The sequence below is a fragment of the Metallosphaera cuprina Ar-4 genome, from assembly GCF_000204925.1.
Classification (GTDB): domain Archaea; phylum Thermoproteota; class Thermoprotei_A; order Sulfolobales; family Sulfolobaceae; genus Metallosphaera; species Metallosphaera cuprina.
On record NC_015435.1, the window covers coordinates 554,414 to 573,418 of the forward strand.

A 19,005-nucleotide genomic window follows, 5' to 3' on the forward strand; every position below is an offset into this window, starting at 1 on the left:
TATTCGCTGAATCTCTTTTATTATAATACTCACTAATCTTTTATCATATGAGACTCCAGTTAGGGGAGCCACCTAAAGACGCCGATCCTTTTCAATATTTCATTCAATCTCTAAAACTTTCAGGTGCTGGTCAGGGAACTATAAAACTTTACTATAGCGCAATTAACGATTTCTTGAAATTTGTAAATAAGAACCCCAATGAAGTTACAACACAGGACGTTATCAACTGGATAAACGTCCTTAGCGTGAGAGAAGGAAGGTCGAAAACAGGGGATAGAAAAGGCAGGGCTTCAACGATAAGGAGTTACGTTATAGCGGTTAGACGCTTCCTTAGGTGGTTAGGGGTTAACGTGAGGCCACCCGTTCCCCGCATCAGAACGCCAGAGAGAAGAGCTTTAAGAGAGAGCGAGATCGAGAATATTATCTCCTCTTGTAAGAGGTTGAGAGACAGGGCTTTAATTTCATTGCTTTTAGATACCGGTCTTCGTTCCTCTGAACTTTTATCGATCACTGTGGGCGATTTAGATCTCCAGGAAAGAACCATAAGAGTCAGAGAGACGAAGAACGGCGAGGAAAGGATAGTTTTTTTCACCGCGAGAACTGCCTCACTGCTTAATCAGTTCATTAGGAAAACCAAGAAGGGAGAGAATGAGAGAGTTTTTGAGATAACGTATCAAGCTCTATATAAGTTGGTGAAGAGGTTAGGAAAGAAAAACGGGATTAGTTGGTTAAGGCCTCACATACTTAGGCACACCTTCGCCACGAATGCGATAAAGAAGGGTGCACCTCTTCCAGTGGTACAGAGGTTGTTAGGGCATAAGGACATTAAGACGACTCAGATATACACCCACTTAATGACAGATGACCTAAAAAGAGTGTATAGGGATGTATTTGAGGGTTAGTCCTCGCTTAGCTCCAGTAGAGACTGTTGAACGCTAAGATAGGTTTAAGATAAATGGTAGTCCCTGATGTATAGGAAATGCTAAGAGTAATAGGGCTATCAAGGATTCATATAACTCTCTTTGACCTAGAAGGAAAGCACGGTAGGATAGATGGAGGTATGGGGGTGGCGCTAGAACGTCCAAGGGTTGTAGTGAGCTCCGAACCTTGTCAGACTGTAAGCGTCGTAGGTTTACCCCCAAGCAAGATATGTATAAAGGAAGACTATGAAGAACACGTAGGATTGGGACACACTACTCAGTACTTACTGTCAGTCGCAAAATTGATATCAGAACTTAATTTGGAAAAGAAAAGCGCTACGGAACTAGCTAAAATGGTAAAGAGGGGAGGTACCTCAGGAGTTGGGGTACACGCCTTTGAGAGGGGAGGTTTCGTAGTGGATGGAGGGCACTCAACTAAAGTTAAGTCCTCACCCCTTCCTTCAGATTACTCAAGCTCTCCTCCGCCACCTCTATTGCTAAGATACGATTTTCCGTGGTACGTCTACGTCAACATTCCAGAAGGTAAAAGGATCTTTGGGACGAATGAGCTAAACGCGTTTAAACTCCCCGTCACTGGAGCAGATGAGCTATCTAGGGTAACCTTAATGGAGTTCATTCCGAGCGTAGCTGAAAGGGACATCTCTGGAGTCTTAGACGCCTTATGGAAAATCCAAGGTCTAGGATTTAAGAAAATCGAAGTAGAGTTACAGTCGGAAAACGTAAAAAACTTTATGAAAAACTTATATGTGAAAGGTTTTCCTCCAGGTCTTTCCTCTTTTGGACCTGCAGTTTACACGTTCGTGCCGACGAAGAGAGAGGGTGAGGAGCTGGTGTCAAGGTTTGGCGGTTGGGTTACACGTCCAAATAACGTAGGTGCACGAGTTGAATGGTCCTGAACTTTTATACGACGAGTTCGTTTTGGGAGAGTTAGGGAAGGTCTATGGTAGTTCTCTTAACGAATTCCTTGAGTCCTTAGGTAGACCGAACTCAAGGCTATACGTGAGAGTTAACACCTTACGTTTGAAAGAAGTGAGGTTTGAAGAAGGTCTTAAGGAAGACGAGGATTTTGAGGAGGCGTATTACGCAGAGGTTAAGGGACCCAATAGGCTCGAAATGTTAGAAACTAAAGTAGTCGTAGATAAGAGAACTGCTGAGAGCGCGATGTTGGGAGCCAACGTTTATAAACCCGGGATAAAGAGGATCGAGGGAAAGGGTTCAAAGGTTTCAGTTTTATCAGACTCCGGACATCACGTGGCTAACGGTTTTCTAAAAAGGGACGATTGGACGGTCCAAGTTACTGAGTCTATATACGTCTCCCCAAAGATCTCAGAGCTAGACGTGATAAAGTCAGGGTTAGCTATATCTCAGGGAAAGGCCTCTATGTACGTGGCTAGGATAGTGGACCCTAAACCTGGCGAGAGAATAGTTGACATGAACGCGTTTCCAGGAGGGAAGTTAACGCACATCTATCAGTTAGAGCCCAAAGTCAACTTGGTAGGTTTCGATCATTCGCAAAAGAAGATAGAGAAATTGAGGAGTAAACTTGAACTTCTCAAGATGCCTATAAGAGTTTACGTAGCGGATTCTAGGTATTTAGATAGAGATCTTGGGATTAAGGATGTAGATAAAGTGATAATAGATCCACCGTGCTCGGCTTTAGGGGTTAGACCTAAATTATATGACAAGAAGGATAAAAATGATATATTAAATTTCTCCTCTTATCAAAAACAATTCATTAATTCTGCATGGGCAATACTTAAACGAGGTGGAACTCTAGTTTACTCCACATGTACCACTACGCTGCAAGAGAACGAGGAGGTAATTTCTGATCCACGATTTGAGATCGAGTTTTCGCTGAGGTTCCATCCCAACGTTCACGATATTACCGGATTCTTTATAGCGAAGCTGATTAAAAGATGATAATGCCTGTTGAAGATTTCTTGGGGAAAAAGCCCAGAATTAATCCAGAGGCATACGTACATCCTACCTCATACATAATTGGTGATGTGGAAATTGGTCGGCTCTCCAGTGTTTGGCACTACTCAGTAATAAGGGGAGATAACGATATGATAACCTTAGGTGAGGGTACAAACGTTCAAGAGAACTGTTCTTTGCACACAGATAGAGGTTTTAAGATAAGGATAGGCGATTTCGTAAGTATAGGTCACAACGCCGTAATTCACGGTGCAGAGGTTGGAAACAACGTAATAATAGGAATGGGAGCTATACTACTTAATGGAGCTAGAGTTGGGGATAACGTCATAATAGGGGCCGGAGCTGTTGTGACAGAAGGTAAAGAGATTCCATCGAATAGCCTGGCGCTTGGCGTGCCTGCAAAGGTTTTGAGAAAGTTGACTCAGGAGGAAATCAACATGATTAAAAGAAACGCCTTAGAATACATTGAAGAAATAAAAATTCTTAGAAAATCTCATAACTAGATACGCTCAGGCAAGTCAAGAGCTTTAACTATGGCGTTAAATTCTTTTCATGTCCATGAGCTTTTAAACGCTATATTGTACTCCGGTTCGTACGCTCGTAGTTAGAGTCTAAAAAGTTAAATCGTATCGTTTAGTTGTAATATAAGATATAGAATGAGCATAGGGAAGGTTCTAGAAAAGTGGAGCAAAGAAATACCTAACGGTTATTTAATCCCTGAAAAGCTCACTTATGAGCAGGCTGCGGATAGGGTATCAAGGCTTGCCTCAAGCATTTCGGAAGGTTCGGTAGTTGCCCATTTCATGTTCAACTCGATAGACTCCGTTCTAACTTATATTGCAGGTTTTTGGGCTGGAGCAAAAGTAGTTGCTATAGATCCGTTGACCTCATCAGAGGACTTAAGGTTTATTCTAGAGGACTCATCACCCGATGTGATCTTTACAGACGACGAGACACAAAAGCGTGAGAGGGAGGTATTGAAAGACTTTCGTTCTGTCATTCCCTCCTTTAATTCAGAGATGAGGATCAATGCGAGAGACTACGAAGACAGAACGCCAGGTCTATCTTATTATTACGCAGGGATCGCGGGGAGAACAATGGAGGTAATCCACAGTGGACTAAGAGTGGAGCTAAACAACAGAGTCTTATATGAAACGATAGGTCTCAACAGGATTTCCACCGTACTCACAGTACCTATAGCCCATGTTCTGGGAAATAGTGTACTCGGCGTTACGCTAGAGTCGGGAGGTGAGCTCGTCCCAATAAAGAAATTTGACCCCATTGAGGTTAGTAATTTAATAAACAAGTACTCAATGAATTTCTTAGCAACAGTACCAATGGTTTACGACTCGTTAATTGAAAGCGGCCATGGATTGAGCTCACTGAAGGTTTGCATTAGCACAGCCGCACCTTTGTTCCCAAAAACTATCAATGGGTTTAGGGAGAAGTTTAACAAGAACATAGTTCAACAGTACGGTTTTACAGAGGGCTTAGTGCTTACTGTTCAACCTTTGGATGTTAATGACGTCATTACTATTGGTAAGCCGATGAAAGGAGTGGAAATTAAGGTCGTAAAGGAAGATAAGACTCTAAGCAAACCAGGAGAGACGGGTGAGTTATGGGTAAAAGCGCCGTGGCTGATGTTGGGATATTCAGATGAAAGCGAGAACTCCTTGGTCTGGGAGGACGGATGGCTGAAGACCGGTGACTTGGTATCGTTTGACGAAAGAGGGCTTCTGTACTTCAAGGGGGTCAAAAAACGGATGCTAAAGTATAAAGGGTACCCTATATTCCCAAGGGACTTAGAACTCATGCTCATGTCTCACCCTGGCGTAAAGGAAGCTAGAGTGTACGGTGAAGATGCTGGGAACATGGGGCAACAACCTGTAGCAAACGTTGTGGTTAAGGATGGGTACAGAATTAAAGAGGATGAGTTGTTGAACTACGTTAACTCTAGAGTAGCGTTTTATAAGAGGTTAAAGAGAATTAATTTCGTGAACAGACTTGACTAGCGTAGAAGAATTAGTCAAAGAGATAGCAGATAAGCTGAATAGAAAGGCTAAAGAACTTGAGAGAAAGAAGGAGGATAAGACACTTGCGATTACAGACAACAACATTGACGAATTGTTATCGAAGAACAAGGTAGTTATAGTTGATTTTTGGGCTCCATGGTGCGCTCCCTGTCACCTTTATGAGCCTGTTTTCAAGAGGGTGGCTTCTAAGTACGATAACGTAGCCCTGTTTGGAAGACTTAACGTGGACGAAAATCCAAAAACTGCTGATAAATTCGGTGTAATGAACATTCCTACAACATTGGTTTTCGTTGATGGAGAATTGAAAGAAACTCTAGTAGGTGCAGTGGATGAGGAGACTTTAGAGCAAGCGGTGAAAAAATACGTTCACACCTAACTTTTATTAAATATGCTTGTTAATGCCTATTTGATTTTAAAATGATAGATGTCGATGTTACAAAAAAGATCAACAGTTTTATTTTAAAAGCCAGGATGGAGGATGAAGGAATCATTTGTATAACTGGTCATAATGGATCTGGTAAGACTACTCTATTAAACATTGTAGCGGGATTCATTAAGCAGGACTCAGGTCACGTTATAGTCTCAGGTAAGGACGTGTCTACATTACCACCAGAGGAAAGAGGGGTAGTATATGTTGCACAGGACTCGTTTATTCCGTCCCTGACGGTAGATAAGCACCTGAATTTCGCCCTGAAGCTTAGAAAAGGGATGCGAAGCACAGAGGAGTTAGCTAATGTAAAACAGAAGTTTTCGATTAACTTTTCAGGTAAGATGAAGGAGTTGAGTCTAGGCCAAAGGGAGAGGGTGGCGATAGCTACTGCGGTTCTTAGAAAACCTTCTGTTTTATTGATAGATGAGGCGTTATCTAACATTAGCGACAAGGAAGCTTTCATAAAGAGCTTGATTGACGTAAGGAGATCTTACGGATTTGATCTAGTTTTTACGACCCAGGATCAGGAAGATTCCGCTTATGCAGATCATCATTACGTGATGAGTAAAGGAACTTTGATTAAAAGATTCTAGTTTGTAGTTTGTTAAATAACGGGAGTTTTGGAATACTTTTTAAAAGAATATATAAGTTAATAAAATCCATTCATAAAGAATGGAATCAATTTTTTATATCACTACAAGGATACCGAGATACATGCCTACAACGCCACAAGAAGCGGTTGATTACGTTAGAAAAAATAAAATAGAATGGATTGATTTACAGTTCACTGATCTGCCCGGGAGATTACAACATGTGACAATCCCTGCCGCAGATTTTACTGAAGAGGAGATAAAGAATGGCTTTGGCAAGTTAGATGGCAGTAGCATAAAGGGATTTACCACGATATACGAAAGCGATATGGTGCTCTTTCCAGTTCTCGAATCGCTAGTTTCGCTTCCTTGGTCTCCTTCGGTAGCAAGGGTTTTGACTAAAGTGTATTGGGGAGGAGGAAAGGGAAGATTTGAAAGAGATCCAAGATATGTGGCCGAAACTGCGGAGAGCGTATTGTCGAGCGAGGGTTACACCTCATACTATGGCCCAGAGTTAGAGTTTTTCCTTTTTGATAGGGTCGATATCGATGTAAAGACTCCCCAGCAAGGGACTGGCTATAAGATTACAGCAAGAGAGGCGCCGTGGAATGGGAATGGAGGGTACATAATAAGGTATAAGGAGGGTTATTATCCAGCACCTCCAGTTGACCAGTTAATGGACGTAAGGTTAGATATAGTTCAAACTTTGACAAAACACTTTGGTTTCGTAATAGAAGCTTCTCATCACGAAGTAGCCACTGCTGGTCAGGGAGAGATAGACTTCAGGTTCTCCACACTGGTCGAAACAGCTGACAAGTTACAAACTCTAAAATACGTCATAAGAAACGTAGCAGCTAAGTACGGTTTAGTACCAACCTTTATGCCGAAACCGTTATATGGAGATAACGGCACGGGCATGCACACGCACTTCAGCTTATGGAACAAGAACGGAAAGAACATGATGTATGATCCAAGTGATGAGTACGCAGAGCTTAGCCAAACCGGTAGGTATATAATAGGAGGTATATTGCATCACGCTAGATCCTTATCTGCAATAGTCTCTCCTACCGTAAATAGTTACAGGAGGCTCATACCCGGTTTTGAGGCTCCAGTATACGTAGCGTGGAGTAAAGGAAACAGGAGCGCCGTGATCAGGGTACCTTCCTATTATAAAGGTATGGAAAAGGCTAAGAGAATAGAGTACAGAGCTCCGGATCCCTCAACCAATCCGTACCTGGCCTTCTCTGCCATAGCTGCTGCAGCACTAGATGGAATAAAGAAGAAAATTGATCCTGGAAACCCGGTGGATACTAACATCTATCATCTTACCCCAGAGAAGAGAAAAGAACTAGGTATAAAGGAGCTGCCTAGGTCATTAGACGAGGCTTTAGACGAGCTCGAGTCGGATAACGAGTTCCTTAAACCAATATTTAACTCATCTATATTAGAGACCTACATTGATCTAAAGAGGGACGAAAGTAGAACAATACAGATGTATCCTCATCCAATAGAGATATATTATTACTTGGATGTGTGAACGCAGAAGTTTTCTAAAAATTTATGCTAATCTGAATCCCCTCTTGTTTGAAATCTCTAACATTCTAAATACATTATTTCTAAGAGATCTGTTAGTTTTGAATAAACCTCTACTAGCCACTGAGAGCAGTCTGGCCTCCTTATCCTTTACCCCTCTCACGTAAGAGCACATATGTATAGCATCCCCTATAACCATCACGCCTCTAGGTTGCAGATCGCTATTCATTATGGCATCCGCTATTTCGCTCACTAATCTTTCCTGTATTTGTGGCTTTGAAGCGTAATAGTTGACTATCCTGATTATCTTACTAAATCCTGCAACTTTCTTTTCCTCTCCAATTACGTACGCTACGTGTATCTTTCCTACAAACGGTAACAGATGGTGCTCACAAAGGGAGGAGAACTGAATGTCAGAGGCTAACACAATCTGGTCTTGTTCGTACTCTGTTCCGTTTGCCTCGAGATTGAAAACCTTAAGTTCAGGTTGAGAGTTCCTCAGCGCTGAAGTCATCTCTAGGAAAGCTCTAGCCACTCTATGGGGTGTCTCCACTAAGCCCTCCCTATTAGGGTCCTCACCGAGAAGTTCTAGAATCTCCCTCACTCTCTTTGCTATCTCCTCTTCTAACTTTTCCTTGCTTAAGGATGTTTCCATGGCAGAACACTGTAAAGTGGTTCGATGTACTAAAAATTCTTATATTAAATAAACTTATATCGCTTTATAAACCGTCTCGAGCACTTCCGGTTTTCCCTTCCTCACTATGAGCGTATCTTCTATCCTTACTCCAAGTTCGTTCTCGATGTATATTCCAGGCTCGACAGTGATTACCATACCTTCCTTTAGCAAATCTTTGGATCGCATGGATATAGTGGGGTTCTCATGAACCTCTATCCCAACCCCATGTCCAGTAGAGTGAACAAAGTACTTTCCATAGCCAGCTCTTTCTATTCTTGAGCGAGCTACCTTGTCAACAGTTGAGGCCTCTACACCTTCCCTCACAGTGTCTATGGCCTCTAACTGCGCCTCTAGGACCGTTTCATACACTTTCTTTGCCTTTTCGGAGCAGTTGTAGAGAAAAGTTCTGGTACTATCGAAGGAGTAGCCTTGATATTTGGCCCCTATATCAACCACTACGGTATCTCCGGACTTCAGGGACCTCATTGTAGGGATGTGATGGGGCTCAGCAGCATTTTCTCCAAAGGCCGTTATTGATGGGAAAGCGTAATCTTCCGCGCCCTCTCGTCTCATCGTCATGTCTATAAGTCCTGCTAGCTCAATTTCAGTCATATCCTTATCAAGTGAGGACCCGGCCTTTTTCATGGCTTCAGCGGTAGCTCTTTGTGCAAGTTTTATCATCTCTATCTCCTGGTCGTCTTTTATCGCCCTAGTCTCTAGTATTTCTTGAGTGATATTCTTTATATTATAAATTGAGTTTAGCTGAATATAAATCTCAGTAGGAACGTATCCTACATCAACGAGCACCTGATCGTTAGGCGACGGCTTGCATATTTGTTTCATCGCAGTAGTCAGATTTCCTTCAATCACTTCATCGTCTATCTTAAACGGATAGTATAGTTTAACGTCGATCCCTTTTACCTTAAGCGCTCTATTCCTCTCTAAAAGGGGAGCCAGCAGGACCTTATTTCCATCGCAGTCTAACAGACCACCGGCTCCTCTATAGCCGGTAAAGTAGAAGACGTTCGGTTCGCCTAGTATCATTAGATTCCTTGCGTTTAACTTCTCCTTTATCTTTTCAAGTTTGTAAAGTCTCAACTTTAGTCAAATACTTAAAGTTTGGCTCCCTAATAGAAATTGCTATCTCAAACGCATGTCTGATCAGCTCCAACTTCTCCTCATAGCTAAGGCTACTAGAGGATAGAGCATACAATATGTCTATTTCCCTGTCGTCTCTGTACAAACAAGTCTTCAGCCTTCCGTCTACAGTTAACCTGATTCTGTTGCAACCGGCGCAGAAAATTGGGTTGGCATAGGGTTTAACTATCTCTATGACAAGACCAGATGGTAAGGTATATCTAGGTCTAAAGTGTTTATTTCTAATTTCAGACTTTATTGCAATATTAGCTATATCTTTCTCTATTTTCTCCATGCTCATGTGATAGGAAAAGGAGGACTTGCCTAATCCAACAGGATGAAGTTCTATCAAATGGAGCTCATCTATTTCGTTAGTCTCACTGAACCGAATTATGTTCTCTATCTCGCTATCGTTCCTCTTTGTTAAGACATAGTTTAGCTTAATCGGTCTCAAGCCTTGCCTTTTCGCTTCTTTTATACCTTCGATGACCCTGTCAAGGCCGTCCACTCCTGTAACGTCTTTAAACCTTTCCTTGCTTAGAGCGTGAAGGCTCACGTTTATTCTATCCAATCCTGCCTCCTTCAGCTTCCCAGCTATATTAGAGAGCAAGAACCCGTTAGTAGTTAACGAGACTTCTCTTACGCCTGACAGCTTTATCGTACGTATTATCTCAGGGAGGTCTCTCCTTAACGTTGGCTCTCCACCTGTCAATTTCACCGTCTTGACCCCGAACTCTACACTGACCTTAGCTACTAGTCCTATTTGCTCCGGCGAAAGGCCTACAACACTTTGAGTTCCCTCTCCTTCCATATGACAAAAGAAGCAGGAGAAGTTGCACACGTGAGTTAAGGTTACTCTGAGATCTTCTAATGGTCTACCGTATCTGTCAATCATTAAACTTTATATCCAATCGGCAATTTATAAGCATGAATATGAACGATGTCATATGTCCCAGATGCGGAGTAAAGATGGAGTTCATATCTGAGGCAGAGGTGACTAACAACAAAAAAGTGATAAGGTACTTCTATAGATGTCCTGCTTGTGGAACTAAGATAACGGATTCTCAGATAGCCCTAGAGAGAAATGAAAAGGAGCTAGTTATAAAAATTCGGAAATAATCTTTTTCACCGTTCCTAGGTGAAAGGGTGGAAAGATAGATAGAAGTTGTACATTCCTAAGGCTTATCATGTTCGTAACTACGTCCCTTTCTGGCTCATATAATCCTAAAAAACCTTGGACAACTCTCTCAAAGGTTTTGAGGTCCTGAAAAAATTTATACGCTACAAAGAGGAAAAACACGAGAAGGTCCCAAGCTCTCAGCTCTGGCTCAGATCCTCTTATAGCCTCTTCCGCATCAATTACGAAAATTTTTTCATTTATCAGGAAGTTATCAAATTTTGAGTCGCCCAACACGAAGTAGTTGTTGTGTATTTCCTTTAGTGCGGAACCTATACTAATTAGATCTTCTGCCGTGCTGGGAATATTTCCATCCACGAACTCCCTCACTATACACTTCTCCTCCGTATCGAAGTCGATTATCCTTGGAACTTTGATCCCTTTCCAAGGGTAGGTCATGAACTCTATTTCCCTGTCCATTCTAGTTATAGGGTTAGCCACATATGGAAAGGGTCTAAACATGGACGATATAAAATACCACTTTACAGCTACGCTTGAGTCGTAGCATTTCACAACGTACTTCTGGTCATCTGTTTTCACTATCTTAGTCTGTGAGTACAAAACTCTAATAGCATCATCTAACTTCATAGTATAGTAATGAACTTTTCATTTAATATATCTCTGTCGCTTATTTCCTATGTTCCATAAATGGAGAAAATGAGAACAAATAGGGTCTCTTAAAGAGGCCGCATAATACATGTCATCATTCCTCTGACATAGATTGGTATAGCTCGTCTAGGTACTTGAAACCGTCGTCTGGAAATATCAACACGGTGGTCTTATCATCCGAGAGCTTTTCGTAGGCGGCTACTGTAGCACCAGAGCTTATTCCTATGATTATGCCTGACGATCTAGCCACCTTAATGACACCTTGTATCGCCTCTTTAGACGTTATATCCATTACTCTATCTATGATCGCGTTGTTAACTAGCGTGTCTCCATTTTGCCTCTTTATACCTGGTATTCTGTTGTTTTCCGCAGGTTCAACTCCTATTATCTCAACCTCGTCCTTATATTTTTCTTTAAAATACTTTGAGATTCCAGTCACGTGACCTCCTGTGCCCATTGTAGCAATTATTCTTTGAGGAAACCTGTCTACAGACCTCAACTGTTCGTCTATCTCCCTAGCGGTTGTCTCAACGTGAGCCTTAACGTTTAGAGGACTGTTAAACTGATTTAGATGGTAGCTACCTGAGCTTTTAGCGAACTCCTTCACGATGGGTAGTAAATCGTTAGTTGATTTCCCAGCCTCGATCACTTCTGTGCCAAGAATCTTCATAGCTATTTTGAAAGCCTTAGGAGCTTGACTAGGTATGAACGCTACGAACTCTCTGTCATAGATTGCTGATAGAGAGGAGAGGGCTATCCCAATGTTACCTGACGTAGCCTCAGTTATTTTCTTAGCTTCACGTTTAAGAGCTTCCTTGAAGAGATAGATAGCGGTTCTATCCTTTATGCTTCGACTGAATGGATTGTAGAACTCTAGTTTCCCCCATACGTCTTGACCTATAGATAATTTAAGAAGAGGTGTGGGCCAGTTTTCTTCTAATAGTTGGATGGGATCAAAATAGACTTTATTTGAGTACACAATACGCATCTACCCTGGGGATAGTTTGAAAGGGTAATATAATAATTTATCTTCTCAATTTTAACCTTATAACGAACTCTCCGTTCTCTTTCGTATATCCCAGATATTGATTCCCGGTCTCGTTGCACCATTTCTCCAGTTCCTGAGTCACTGCCTCCCAAGGTGTCCTTACCATAAGCTCCTCCTCGCCTGAAACCGTTCTCCATTCTCTCATTACCTTTAATATCACTACTGGGCACACCTCGTTGGTTTTGATCACCTTCATAGCGTCACCACCACGTCAGAGTCCTGGGCCTCCTTGAGGAAAGTTATTCCGCCTGACAATTTAACGTTCTCTAAAAGATCTCCTCTCCCTATGTGAGCTATCTTTAACCCTACCTCATCTACGTAGAACTCCACACCCTCCTTTATTGCCTCGTCTATTAACACTGAAGGATCAGGCAATCCCATCCTTTTCATCTCAGCCTTTACGAATAGTTTGGCTAGGAAACCCAATTTAAGCTTTGATTTTCCCTTATTTTCTTTCGTGAAAATGGCCACCGCTTGAGAGGTCACAAAAAACTTCACTGCCCAATCTAATGATCTTGCGTCAAGAGCTAAAACGAGGCCGTGATATAGTTTGTCCATGCTGTTATCCGCAAGCAGTATAGTTAGCTTACCCATAATGATATGAAACGAAAACTACATTAAAAGAGTGGCTAAAAAGAGATCTATAAAGTTTACCTAGAGTCATTTCCTATAAGACGGACCTACTACGACGCCATGCGGTAAACTTTCGTCAGGTGAAATGAGAGCTCCGAACTTTTCAGTGGATTGTCTCTTAGTTGAGGCAGGATAGCTAGCGGTAATTACTGATGCGCCTATCCTAGTTCTGTCTCCTACAATGCTGTGGGTTATGTAAGATTTAGAGCCTATGACAGCGTTAGCTCCTATGAGCGAGTGAGATATCTCAGAGTATGCACCTATCACGGCTCCGTGCTCAATTGAGGAGAAATCCCTAATGAGCGAGTAAGAGCCGACGTAAGCGTCTTTACCGACGTAAGCCGGTCCTTTAATTATTGCGAAGTCCTCTATTACAGCACCATCCTCTACTATCACACCCTTTCCTATAACTGCAGTGCTAGATATTGTTGATTTGTTAGATATTCTCGACGATTCGGTTTTTAGTAGCTGTTCTATGGCCTGGATTACATCCTCTGGGTAACCTATGTCAATCCAAGGTCCCGTCCAAACGAAGTACTCCGCGTCCTTAGCTACTTGGTCTAGAAATGAGAGGAAGTCGTTAAAAGGTTTCTTAGGGATCACATACGCTCCGGCTAAGGCTAAAGTTGACCCTTCACTGACAACGTGTAGACCCTCGTTTACCTTAACCAGTCCGTACGTGTCCAATCCTGATGACACTGGAACTGTAGAAAAGACCGGGGAGCCCGTTCTGTTAAACGTAACCATGAGCTCTCTATAGAACTCAGAAGGCGCTACAATGTCTCCAAAAGCTAGCACAAAGGTGTCATCCATGTTCTCAAGACCGTCCGAAACAGCCCCAGAAATCCCTGGAGATCTCTGTTTTATTGTATTCAATTTAATATTCATGTCCTCAACTGCTCGGACTATTTGGTCACCCTTCTCATTAACCACTATCGTAAAGTCGTTCACACCTACTGACATAAGACCTTCGATTACGTATCTAATTACCGGTTTCCCAACCAAGCTTATTGCCTCCTTTTGAACCTTCTCAGTGTATGGTCTAAGGCCTTCTCCTTTACCAGCAGCTAAGATTAGAGCCTTCATCTTACCGTCACCGTTTTAGCCAGGTTTCTGGGCCTATCGGGGTTCGTTCCTCTCTCTTTAGCTGCATAATAAGCTATGAGTTGGAGAGGGGGAGCTAGAGCCAGAGGAGCAAGCCTCTGGTCACTTACGTTAACTAGTATCTCCTTTACCTCGGTGTCGCTCTTTATTTCAACTCCTGCGCTAATTACGTAAGCTCTTGCCTTCCTGCTTTCCATCTCCTTCAAGTTGTTCCTTAACTCTTCAACATGTTCTCCCGTGTTTATGAATATAACTGGAAAGTCCCTCTCAACTAGAGCGATAGGTCCGTGTTTGCTTTCTCCCGCAGGATAGGCTTCGGAGTGAATGTATGCTATCTCCTTTATCTTCAAAGCTCCTTCCATGGCCATCGGGACCCCTATTCCCTTGCTTAGATAATACACGCTCTGTTTTCTTGAGATCTCGATACCTATCTTCTCGGCGTAGCCTATAGACTTGGAAAAGCTAGATGATACTACGTTCTCGGCCTCCTTTAGATAATCCAAGTTCTCACCCAACAAAAGAGAGGACATCAAAAGTAAGGCTCCAACTTGTGAGGTGAAGGTCTTCGTGGCAGCAACTCCGATTTCTGGCCCTGCCCTAGTGTGTAACGAAACGTTACTATACGATGAGATGCTGTTTCCTAACGTGTTCGTCAGAGATATAATGAAGGAACCTTGGGCTTTGTAATCCTTTAGTGCTAACAATGAATCCATAGTTTCTCCACTCTGACTAATCACTAAAACTACGTCATCCTGTCCACTTTTTACGGTATCGTGCTCTGAAGCTATTATTGGGATGACTGTTTTACCTGCCCTTAACAGTCTAGTTGCGAAAATTAGTCCCGCATGATAACTTGTCCCCGCGGCCACGATCAGAATCCTTCTAGCCTTATCTAAAGCCTTCACCGCCTTTCCCAAATTAGCTGAGTCCTCCATCAGTCCAGATATGGTGTCTTTAACTGCGCCCCAACTTTCCCTTATCTCCTTTATCATAAAGGACTCATATCCTTGAAGAGATGTAGCAGATTGATCAAACTGCTGGATAACTAGCCTTGACATAAGGTTGATCCTTTCCCCTGAGAACTTCTCAGCAAAGAAGGAGTCAGCGCTTATGTAACCTAGCTCATCATCTCCGATCGGTATGGTCTTGTTAGTAACGTGAATTAGACTCCAAACGTCGCTGGATATTAGGTTCATCCCGTCTCCGAGTCCTATCACTAGCGGACTATTTCTCTTAGAGAAGAATATTCTGTTATCACCTTTAATTATGGCTAGGACAGCGTGATCTCCTTGGATGTCATACATAGCGTGTTTGAAAGCGGAAAAATTGTCCATTCCAACCTTTCTATAGTGTTCAATCAAATGCGCGATTACCTCTGTGTCCGTTTCACTTGAAAATTTATGTCCCTTAGAGAGGAGATCTTCTTTAAGTTCTATAAAGTTGAGAATAGTTCCGTTGTGTATTACGGCTATTTCACCTGAGCAGTCCAGGTGAGGATGAGCGTTAACGTCACTAGGCTCTCCATGTGTGGCCCAACGAGTGTGGCCTAGAAATATGTTCCCCCTCATAGAGAGCGGATTTCTGCTCCTCTCGAACTTTTCAACGTTTCCTGTACATTTACGCACCTCTAGGTGAGAGCTATCCATGGAGGCCATCCCAACGCTGTCGTAACCTCTATATTCCAAGTTCTTTAACGCTTCAAGCGTTATCTTGGCTAAAGCGGAGTCCCGAAGTTCAATAGAGGCTACTCCAATAATACCACACATGAGAGTTGATTAAAGACTTAGCTATTTATTTCCTTTATCGTCACTCCTGTTCTATTTAGTTCAGACTTAACTAACTTGAATCCCCTTGATTCTAAAAGGAGTTCAGCTTTAGGCGACTTAAGACAGACAGCTGATCCGCCTCCACCGCCACCACTCATTTTGCATCCAGGGAGGCCTATGTTCCTAGCAGTGGAAACTAGTTCGTCTAGAATGGGGGAGGTGACTCCTAGAGACATCAAGAGGCCATGGTTTATATACATTAACTGACCTAAAGTCTCAACGTCCATCTTATCTAGAGCATCTCTAGCGTCTTCCACTACTAGTCCTATTAGCTTTAGGATTTCGTTAAACTCCCTTCCATTCTCTTTCACGGTTTTCACTCTCCTTAATATTTCAGCAGTTGTAGCGGTTCTCTTTACGTAACCGCTAGCTATTTCAGGCAAGGAGCTCAGTCTCTCTACGTTCTCAGATCCTCTAGGAAAATATAGTATCCCTCCCAGGGAAGTGGTAAAGGTATCCATCCTACTTCCTAAACCCTGTACCTTTTTCTCCACGTTACGTGATATCTTAGCTATCTCCAGGTTAGTGAAATCGTAGCCCAAGAACTTAGAGTATGCCGCTATGACACCCACTATTACAGCAGCACTGGTGCCTAGACCAACCGATGGATCTACTGAGGACTCTATGTTTATCAGTGCAGGTCTCTTCTCTTCAAAGTAATTCAGCGCCTCAATTACAAACGAGAGAGCTTTACTTATTTGATCGCTCTCCACTCTCATGTCTTGAAGATTAACCCTTATGTTACCTATGTGAAGGGAAGACGAGGATATTATAGTTCTGTCGCTCTCCTTAACGGTGACCTTCATTGACTCTGAGATGGCCATAGCTATGGCAGGTTCTCCGTAAACTATCGCGTGTTCACCGAAGAGTGTCAACTTAAGGGGGACTAGGGCCTCAACCGTTCTCATAAACTCCTTTCAACTCCTTCATACTCAAAGGTAAATTTGAAGGTAACATCAGATCGTCAGCCTCTCTTACAACCTTCTCTAATTCCTCTACCGTCATTGGTTTTTGTTCTGATCCATCTCTCACCTTCACCGTTAGATTTTTTGTCTGAAGCTCTCTTTCTCCAACTATGGCAACGTAAGGTATCCAGTCCATTCCTGCTCTTCTTATCTTCTTACCTATCCCCTCATCGAGGTCATCAACTTGAACCCTTATCCCTCTCTCCTTTAGTGAAAGAGAGAACTTATCAACTTCTTCGCTCTCCGTCAACTTCAGGACTCTAACATGAATAGGGGAGAGCCAAAGGGGAAGACTCGGAGTCTGCTTCTCCTTAGAGGTTAAGAGAAGATAATACAGAAGTGAGCCCAAGTTTATCTTAATGGAGCCGTTCTCCCTTTTCCATATCCAATATCTATTCTCAGAATCGCTAAAATCTGAAGGATAGTTTAGTTGCCCGTCCCCCCGATAAGTTGCTATCATCACTGGGTTCTCGTTCACGCAAGGAAGCTCTCTTCCCTCGGGTTTCGTAAACTCTAAGTTTATGTAACCCGTAACGTTAACTTCTCCATAGACTACTCCTATAGCTTTAAGGTCCCTCTTTACCCTCTCTATCACCGCTTTCCTCATAAACGCCCAGCCTGGAGGGAAGGATCTAAACTTCAGGCAGACTTCCATCTCCTTAGACTTTCGATACTCTATTGACTTGTTTATCCTTCTAGAGAGTTCGCTCAAAGGATGACCGTAACAACTTAATGAGAACGCTTTGTACCAGCCGAAAGGAGCTTTAACTACCTTAATGTTTTTCTCTTTGAGTTTTTGAACCATCTCGTCTAGTATTTTTATAGCCTCTGTCGGCTCGGCTAAGTTTGATGACAAGTGGGCGTAAGGGTATATTACTACGTTATCTGGCTTTGTTTTTAGGGCTACATCAATGATGTTAGAAATAGCCTTCTCAACAATTTCGTTATCGTCTCCTCTTTCAACTGTGGTGAAAGTTGCTAAGGTGTTTTCTGCGGAAAACGACTTAGGATCAGGATCCTCTGCTCTCTCAATAGCTTTCTCCTTCACTTCAAACGAGAACTTTGAGGAGTGTATGAATAACAGTATCATATCTTTATCTCTTGTCCATTCTCCGGTACTAAAACCTCTACTCCCAGTTTCTCCTTAACGTAATCAGAGAAAGCTTGAGCGTTATCAGGTGAAGCGTGGACGACAACAATCTTTTCTAGGCATTCAGAAGTCTTCACTATGTCCAAGAGCTGGTTCTTACCAGCGTGACTCGAAAAGTCGAACATTTGTAACCTAGCTTTCAATAATGGCGACGATTCATCAAATTTCCCAAGCTCCAGTAATTTCCTCCCCGGTGTGTTCTCAGCCTGGTAACTGACTAAGAAAATCGCATTTTTGGAGTTGTCAGACAATTTCTTAAAGTAGTATACGGCCGGTCCTCCCTTAAGCATCCCCGCGCTAGCTACTATTACGCCGTTGCTTTTGTAAGCCTTTCTTCTGTCCTCCCATCCCCTAACGTAAGTGAACTCCTCATAGGCTTTCCTTAGGGCTTCCTTATCGTTAATGTATTGGCTGTTGTCTATCATTATTTCCATGATAGTTCTGGCCAAACCGTCGTAATAGACAGGATACGGAATGTTCCTTTCAGCTAGAACTGACAGTATTTCCTGACTTCTGGATAGGCTGAACGCCGGAACGAGTATCGTACCTCCTCCCTCAAGGGTCTCAATCACTGAAGTGTAGAACTCGTCCTCTACGTTCTTTCTGGCAGGGTGATTGAACTTACCGTAAGTGGCCTCAGTAATTATTACCTTAGATTTTCTCATTATATCTAATTCGGCAGGCTTCACTAGCTTGGCCATTGCCACGTTTATGTCGCCAGTATACGCGACGTCCCCCTTTTCGGTTTTAACCACAGTTATGGCACTTCCAGGAATGTGACCTGCGCTAGACGTGGTTACAGAGAACGATCCGATTTCTATTTCCTCCTTATAATTAAAAGTCTTGAAGTTATCCATACTCTTCTTCACTTCAACCCATTCGTAAGGAACTTTAGGTCCTGAGAGTTTGATGAAGTCCTTAAGCATTAGTTCAGTTATGTATTTGGAAATCCCTGTGCCGTAGATCGGTTTGGTTGAGGAAATCTGATAAATAGGTAGCGCTCCCACGTGATCTAAATGAGCGTGTGAAACCACAAATCCACTGACCTTAGACGGAACCTCCTGAAGGGGGAAGTTAGGTTCGTCTTTCTGATTGAAGTTCACACCATAATCAAGGATAACGCTCTCATTAGAGTTCGATACTTCTATTCCAGCTCTACCTACCTCATTGCCTCCACCAAGAATCTTTATACTGTATTCCATCTCTCTTAACAATTTC

The 19,005-nt window shown here is 42.6% G+C and carries 21 protein-coding genes; 9 read left to right on the top strand and 12 right to left on the bottom strand.

Annotation, left to right across the window (positions count from 1 at the left end):
- The first annotated feature begins 47 nt into the window (after nucleotides 1–47).
- The 8 genes from xerA to glnA all read left to right on the top strand — a co-directional run bounded on the left by xerA (nucleotide 48) and on the right by glnA (nucleotide 7,466).
- Complete coding sequence (gene xerA, locus MCUP_RS03125) at nucleotides 48–902, top strand: site-specific tyrosine recombinase/integron integrase (RefSeq protein ID WP_013737213.1); 855 nt, start codon at nucleotides 48–50, stop codon at nucleotides 900–902.
- A 77-nt stretch (nucleotides 903–979) separates the two neighbouring features.
- The gene (locus tag MCUP_RS03130) at nucleotides 980–1,837 is read left to right on the top strand and encodes a beta-ribofuranosylaminobenzene 5'-phosphate synthase family protein (RefSeq protein WP_013737214.1); all 858 of its coding nucleotides are present in this window, start codon (nucleotides 980–982) and stop codon (nucleotides 1,835–1,837) included.
- A complete protein-coding gene (locus MCUP_RS03135) occupies nucleotides 1,824–2,861 on the top strand; it encodes an RsmB/NOP family class I SAM-dependent RNA methyltransferase (protein WP_013737215.1) in 1,038 nt (345 codons plus the stop codon). Before MCUP_RS03130 ends, MCUP_RS03135 begins: the two co-directional genes overlap by 14 nt.
- Before the next feature lie 2 nt (nucleotides 2,862–2,863).
- Nucleotides 2,864–3,379 carry a gamma carbonic anhydrase family protein gene (locus MCUP_RS03140; RefSeq protein WP_048057419.1) on the top strand — a complete coding sequence of 172 codons (516 nt, stop codon included), beginning with the start codon at nucleotides 2,864–2,866 and terminating at the stop codon, nucleotides 3,377–3,379.
- A gap of 153 nt (nucleotides 3,380–3,532) precedes the next feature.
- Nucleotides 3,533–4,888: a class I adenylate-forming enzyme family protein gene (locus MCUP_RS03145; protein WP_013737217.1), complete on the top strand. Its 1,356-nt coding sequence runs from the start codon at nucleotides 3,533–3,535 to the stop codon at nucleotides 4,886–4,888.
- Nucleotides 4,881–5,285: a thioredoxin gene (gene trxA, locus MCUP_RS03150; RefSeq protein ID WP_013737218.1), complete on the top strand. Its 405-nt coding sequence runs from the start codon at nucleotides 4,881–4,883 to the stop codon at nucleotides 5,283–5,285. The genes MCUP_RS03145 and trxA overlap by 8 nt, the downstream gene beginning before the upstream one ends.
- Before the next feature lie 41 nt (nucleotides 5,286–5,326).
- Entirely contained in the window at nucleotides 5,327–5,932 is a 606-nt protein-coding gene (locus MCUP_RS03155) for an ATP-binding cassette domain-containing protein (RefSeq protein WP_048057420.1), read from the top strand.
- 121 nt (nucleotides 5,933–6,053) lie between these two features.
- Entirely contained in the window at nucleotides 6,054–7,466 is a 1,413-nt protein-coding gene (glnA, locus tag MCUP_RS03160) for a type I glutamate--ammonia ligase (RefSeq protein WP_013737220.1), read from the top strand.
- Between the two features lie 21 nt (nucleotides 7,467–7,487).
- Here glnA and folE read toward each other — a convergent pair whose 3' ends face one another.
- The 3 genes from folE to moaA are packed head-to-tail and all read right to left on the bottom strand — an operon-like array spanning nucleotide 7,488 to nucleotide 10,170.
- Nucleotides 7,488–8,117: a GTP cyclohydrolase I gene (gene folE / locus MCUP_RS03165; RefSeq protein ID WP_013737221.1), complete on the bottom strand. Its 630-nt coding sequence runs from the start codon at nucleotides 8,115–8,117 to the stop codon at nucleotides 7,488–7,490.
- 54 nt (nucleotides 8,118–8,171) lie between these two features.
- Nucleotides 8,172–9,182, bottom strand: a complete 1,011-nt coding sequence (locus MCUP_RS03170) for a M24 family metallopeptidase (protein WP_048057710.1) — start codon at nucleotides 9,180–9,182, stop codon at nucleotides 8,172–8,174.
- A gap of 34 nt (nucleotides 9,183–9,216) precedes the next feature.
- Nucleotides 9,217–10,170: a GTP 3',8-cyclase MoaA gene (moaA, locus tag MCUP_RS03175; protein ID WP_013737223.1), complete on the bottom strand. Its 954-nt coding sequence runs from the start codon at nucleotides 10,168–10,170 to the stop codon at nucleotides 9,217–9,219.
- Nucleotides 10,171–10,208: 38 nt separating this feature from the next.
- Between moaA and MCUP_RS03180 the strand changes: the two genes are divergently transcribed.
- A complete protein-coding gene (locus MCUP_RS03180) occupies nucleotides 10,209–10,394 on the top strand; it encodes a hypothetical protein (protein WP_048057421.1) in 186 nt (61 codons plus the stop codon).
- On the opposite strand, the gene MCUP_RS03185 is transcribed toward MCUP_RS03180, so the two are convergent.
- From MCUP_RS03185 to MCUP_RS03225, 9 genes are all read right to left on the bottom strand, one after another.
- Entirely contained in the window at nucleotides 10,375–11,040 is a 666-nt protein-coding gene (locus MCUP_RS03185; protein WP_013737225.1) for a BUD32 family EKC/KEOPS complex subunit, read from the bottom strand. The genes MCUP_RS03180 and MCUP_RS03185 overlap by 20 nt on opposite strands.
- 115 nt (nucleotides 11,041–11,155) lie before the next feature.
- Nucleotides 11,156–12,049 (bottom strand): pyridoxal-phosphate dependent enzyme, encoded by an 894-nt coding sequence (locus MCUP_RS03190; RefSeq protein ID WP_048057422.1) that lies wholly within the window; start codon nucleotides 12,047–12,049, stop codon nucleotides 11,156–11,158.
- Nucleotides 12,050–12,086: 37 nt separating this feature from the next.
- Nucleotides 12,087–12,305, bottom strand: coding sequence for a sulfurtransferase TusA family protein (locus tag MCUP_RS03195; RefSeq protein ID WP_013737227.1), 219 nt, complete (start codon nucleotides 12,303–12,305; stop codon nucleotides 12,087–12,089).
- Complete coding sequence (locus MCUP_RS03200; protein ID WP_013737228.1) at nucleotides 12,302–12,703, bottom strand: DsrE family protein; 402 nt, start codon at nucleotides 12,701–12,703, stop codon at nucleotides 12,302–12,304. The genes MCUP_RS03195 and MCUP_RS03200 overlap by 4 nt, the downstream gene beginning before the upstream one ends.
- 66 nt (nucleotides 12,704–12,769) lie before the next feature.
- Entirely contained in the window at nucleotides 12,770–13,828 is a 1,059-nt protein-coding gene (locus tag MCUP_RS03205; RefSeq protein WP_013737229.1) for a nucleotidyltransferase family protein, read from the bottom strand.
- Nucleotides 13,825–15,612: a glutamine--fructose-6-phosphate transaminase (isomerizing) gene (glmS, locus tag MCUP_RS03210; protein ID WP_013737230.1), complete on the bottom strand. Its 1,788-nt coding sequence runs from the start codon at nucleotides 15,610–15,612 to the stop codon at nucleotides 13,825–13,827. Before glmS ends, MCUP_RS03205 begins: the two co-directional genes overlap by 4 nt.
- A gap of 17 nt (nucleotides 15,613–15,629) precedes the next feature.
- Nucleotides 15,630–16,580, bottom strand: coding sequence for a mevalonate kinase (gene mvk / locus MCUP_RS03215; RefSeq protein WP_013737231.1), 951 nt, complete (start codon nucleotides 16,578–16,580; stop codon nucleotides 15,630–15,632).
- Nucleotides 16,567–17,727, bottom strand: coding sequence for a threonyl-tRNA synthetase editing domain-containing protein (locus MCUP_RS03220; RefSeq protein ID WP_013737232.1), 1,161 nt, complete (start codon nucleotides 17,725–17,727; stop codon nucleotides 16,567–16,569). The genes mvk and MCUP_RS03220 overlap by 14 nt, the downstream gene beginning before the upstream one ends.
- Nucleotides 17,724–18,989 carry an MBL fold metallo-hydrolase gene (locus MCUP_RS03225; RefSeq protein ID WP_048057423.1) on the bottom strand — a complete coding sequence of 422 codons (1,266 nt, stop codon included), beginning with the start codon at nucleotides 18,987–18,989 and terminating at the stop codon, nucleotides 17,724–17,726. Before MCUP_RS03225 ends, MCUP_RS03220 begins: the two co-directional genes overlap by 4 nt.
- Between the last annotated feature and the right edge of the window lie 16 nt (nucleotides 18,990–19,005).

What these genes read in the sequence shown, in the direction of transcription:
- xerA (WP_013737213.1), top strand. Translation starts at nt 48, where the DNA reads ATGAGACTCCAGTTAGGGGAGCCACCTAAAGACGCCGATCCTTTTCAA.
- MCUP_RS03130 (WP_013737214.1), top strand. Translation starts at nt 980, where the DNA reads ATGCTAAGAGTAATAGGGCTATCAAGGATTCATATAACTCTCTTTGAC.
- MCUP_RS03140 (WP_048057419.1), top strand. Translation starts at nt 2,864, where the DNA reads ATGCCTGTTGAAGATTTCTTGGGGAAAAAGCCCAGAATTAATCCAGAG.
- MCUP_RS03145 (WP_013737217.1), top strand. Translation starts at nt 3,533, where the DNA reads ATGAGCATAGGGAAGGTTCTAGAAAAGTGGAGCAAAGAAATACCTAAC.
- MCUP_RS03155 (WP_048057420.1), top strand. Translation starts at nt 5,327, where the DNA reads ATGATAGATGTCGATGTTACAAAAAAGATCAACAGTTTTATTTTAAAA.
- glnA (WP_013737220.1), top strand. Translation starts at nt 6,054, where the DNA reads ATGCCTACAACGCCACAAGAAGCGGTTGATTACGTTAGAAAAAATAAA.
- folE (WP_013737221.1), bottom strand. Translation starts at nt 8,117, where the DNA reads ATGGAAACATCCTTAAGCAAGGAAAAGTTAGAAGAGGAGATAGCAAAG.
- MCUP_RS03170 (WP_048057710.1), bottom strand. Translation starts at nt 9,182, where the DNA reads ATGATACTAGGCGAACCGAACGTCTTCTACTTTACCGGCTATAGAGGA.
- moaA (WP_013737223.1), bottom strand. Translation starts at nt 10,170, where the DNA reads ATGATTGACAGATACGGTAGACCATTAGAAGATCTCAGAGTAACCTTA.
- MCUP_RS03180 (WP_048057421.1), top strand. Translation starts at nt 10,209, where the DNA reads ATGAACGATGTCATATGTCCCAGATGCGGAGTAAAGATGGAGTTCATA.
- MCUP_RS03185 (WP_013737225.1), bottom strand. Translation starts at nt 11,040, where the DNA reads ATGAAGTTAGATGATGCTATTAGAGTTTTGTACTCACAGACTAAGATA.
- MCUP_RS03190 (WP_048057422.1), bottom strand. Translation starts at nt 12,049, where the DNA reads ATGCGTATTGTGTACTCAAATAAAGTCTATTTTGATCCCATCCAACTA.
- MCUP_RS03195 (WP_013737227.1), bottom strand. Translation starts at nt 12,305, where the DNA reads ATGAAGGTGATCAAAACCAACGAGGTGTGCCCAGTAGTGATATTAAAG.
- MCUP_RS03200 (WP_013737228.1), bottom strand. Translation starts at nt 12,703, where the DNA reads ATGGGTAAGCTAACTATACTGCTTGCGGATAACAGCATGGACAAACTA.
- MCUP_RS03205 (WP_013737229.1), bottom strand. Translation starts at nt 13,828, where the DNA reads ATGAAGGCTCTAATCTTAGCTGCTGGTAAAGGAGAAGGCCTTAGACCA.
- glmS (WP_013737230.1), bottom strand. Translation starts at nt 15,612, where the DNA reads ATGTGTGGTATTATTGGAGTAGCCTCTATTGAACTTCGGGACTCCGCT.
- mvk (WP_013737231.1), bottom strand. Translation starts at nt 16,580, where the DNA reads ATGAGAACGGTTGAGGCCCTAGTCCCCCTTAAGTTGACACTCTTCGGT.
- MCUP_RS03220 (WP_013737232.1), bottom strand. Translation starts at nt 17,727, where the DNA reads ATGATACTGTTATTCATACACTCCTCAAAGTTCTCGTTTGAAGTGAAG.
- MCUP_RS03225 (WP_048057423.1), bottom strand. Translation starts at nt 18,989, where the DNA reads ATGGAATACAGTATAAAGATTCTTGGTGGAGGCAATGAGGTAGGTAGA.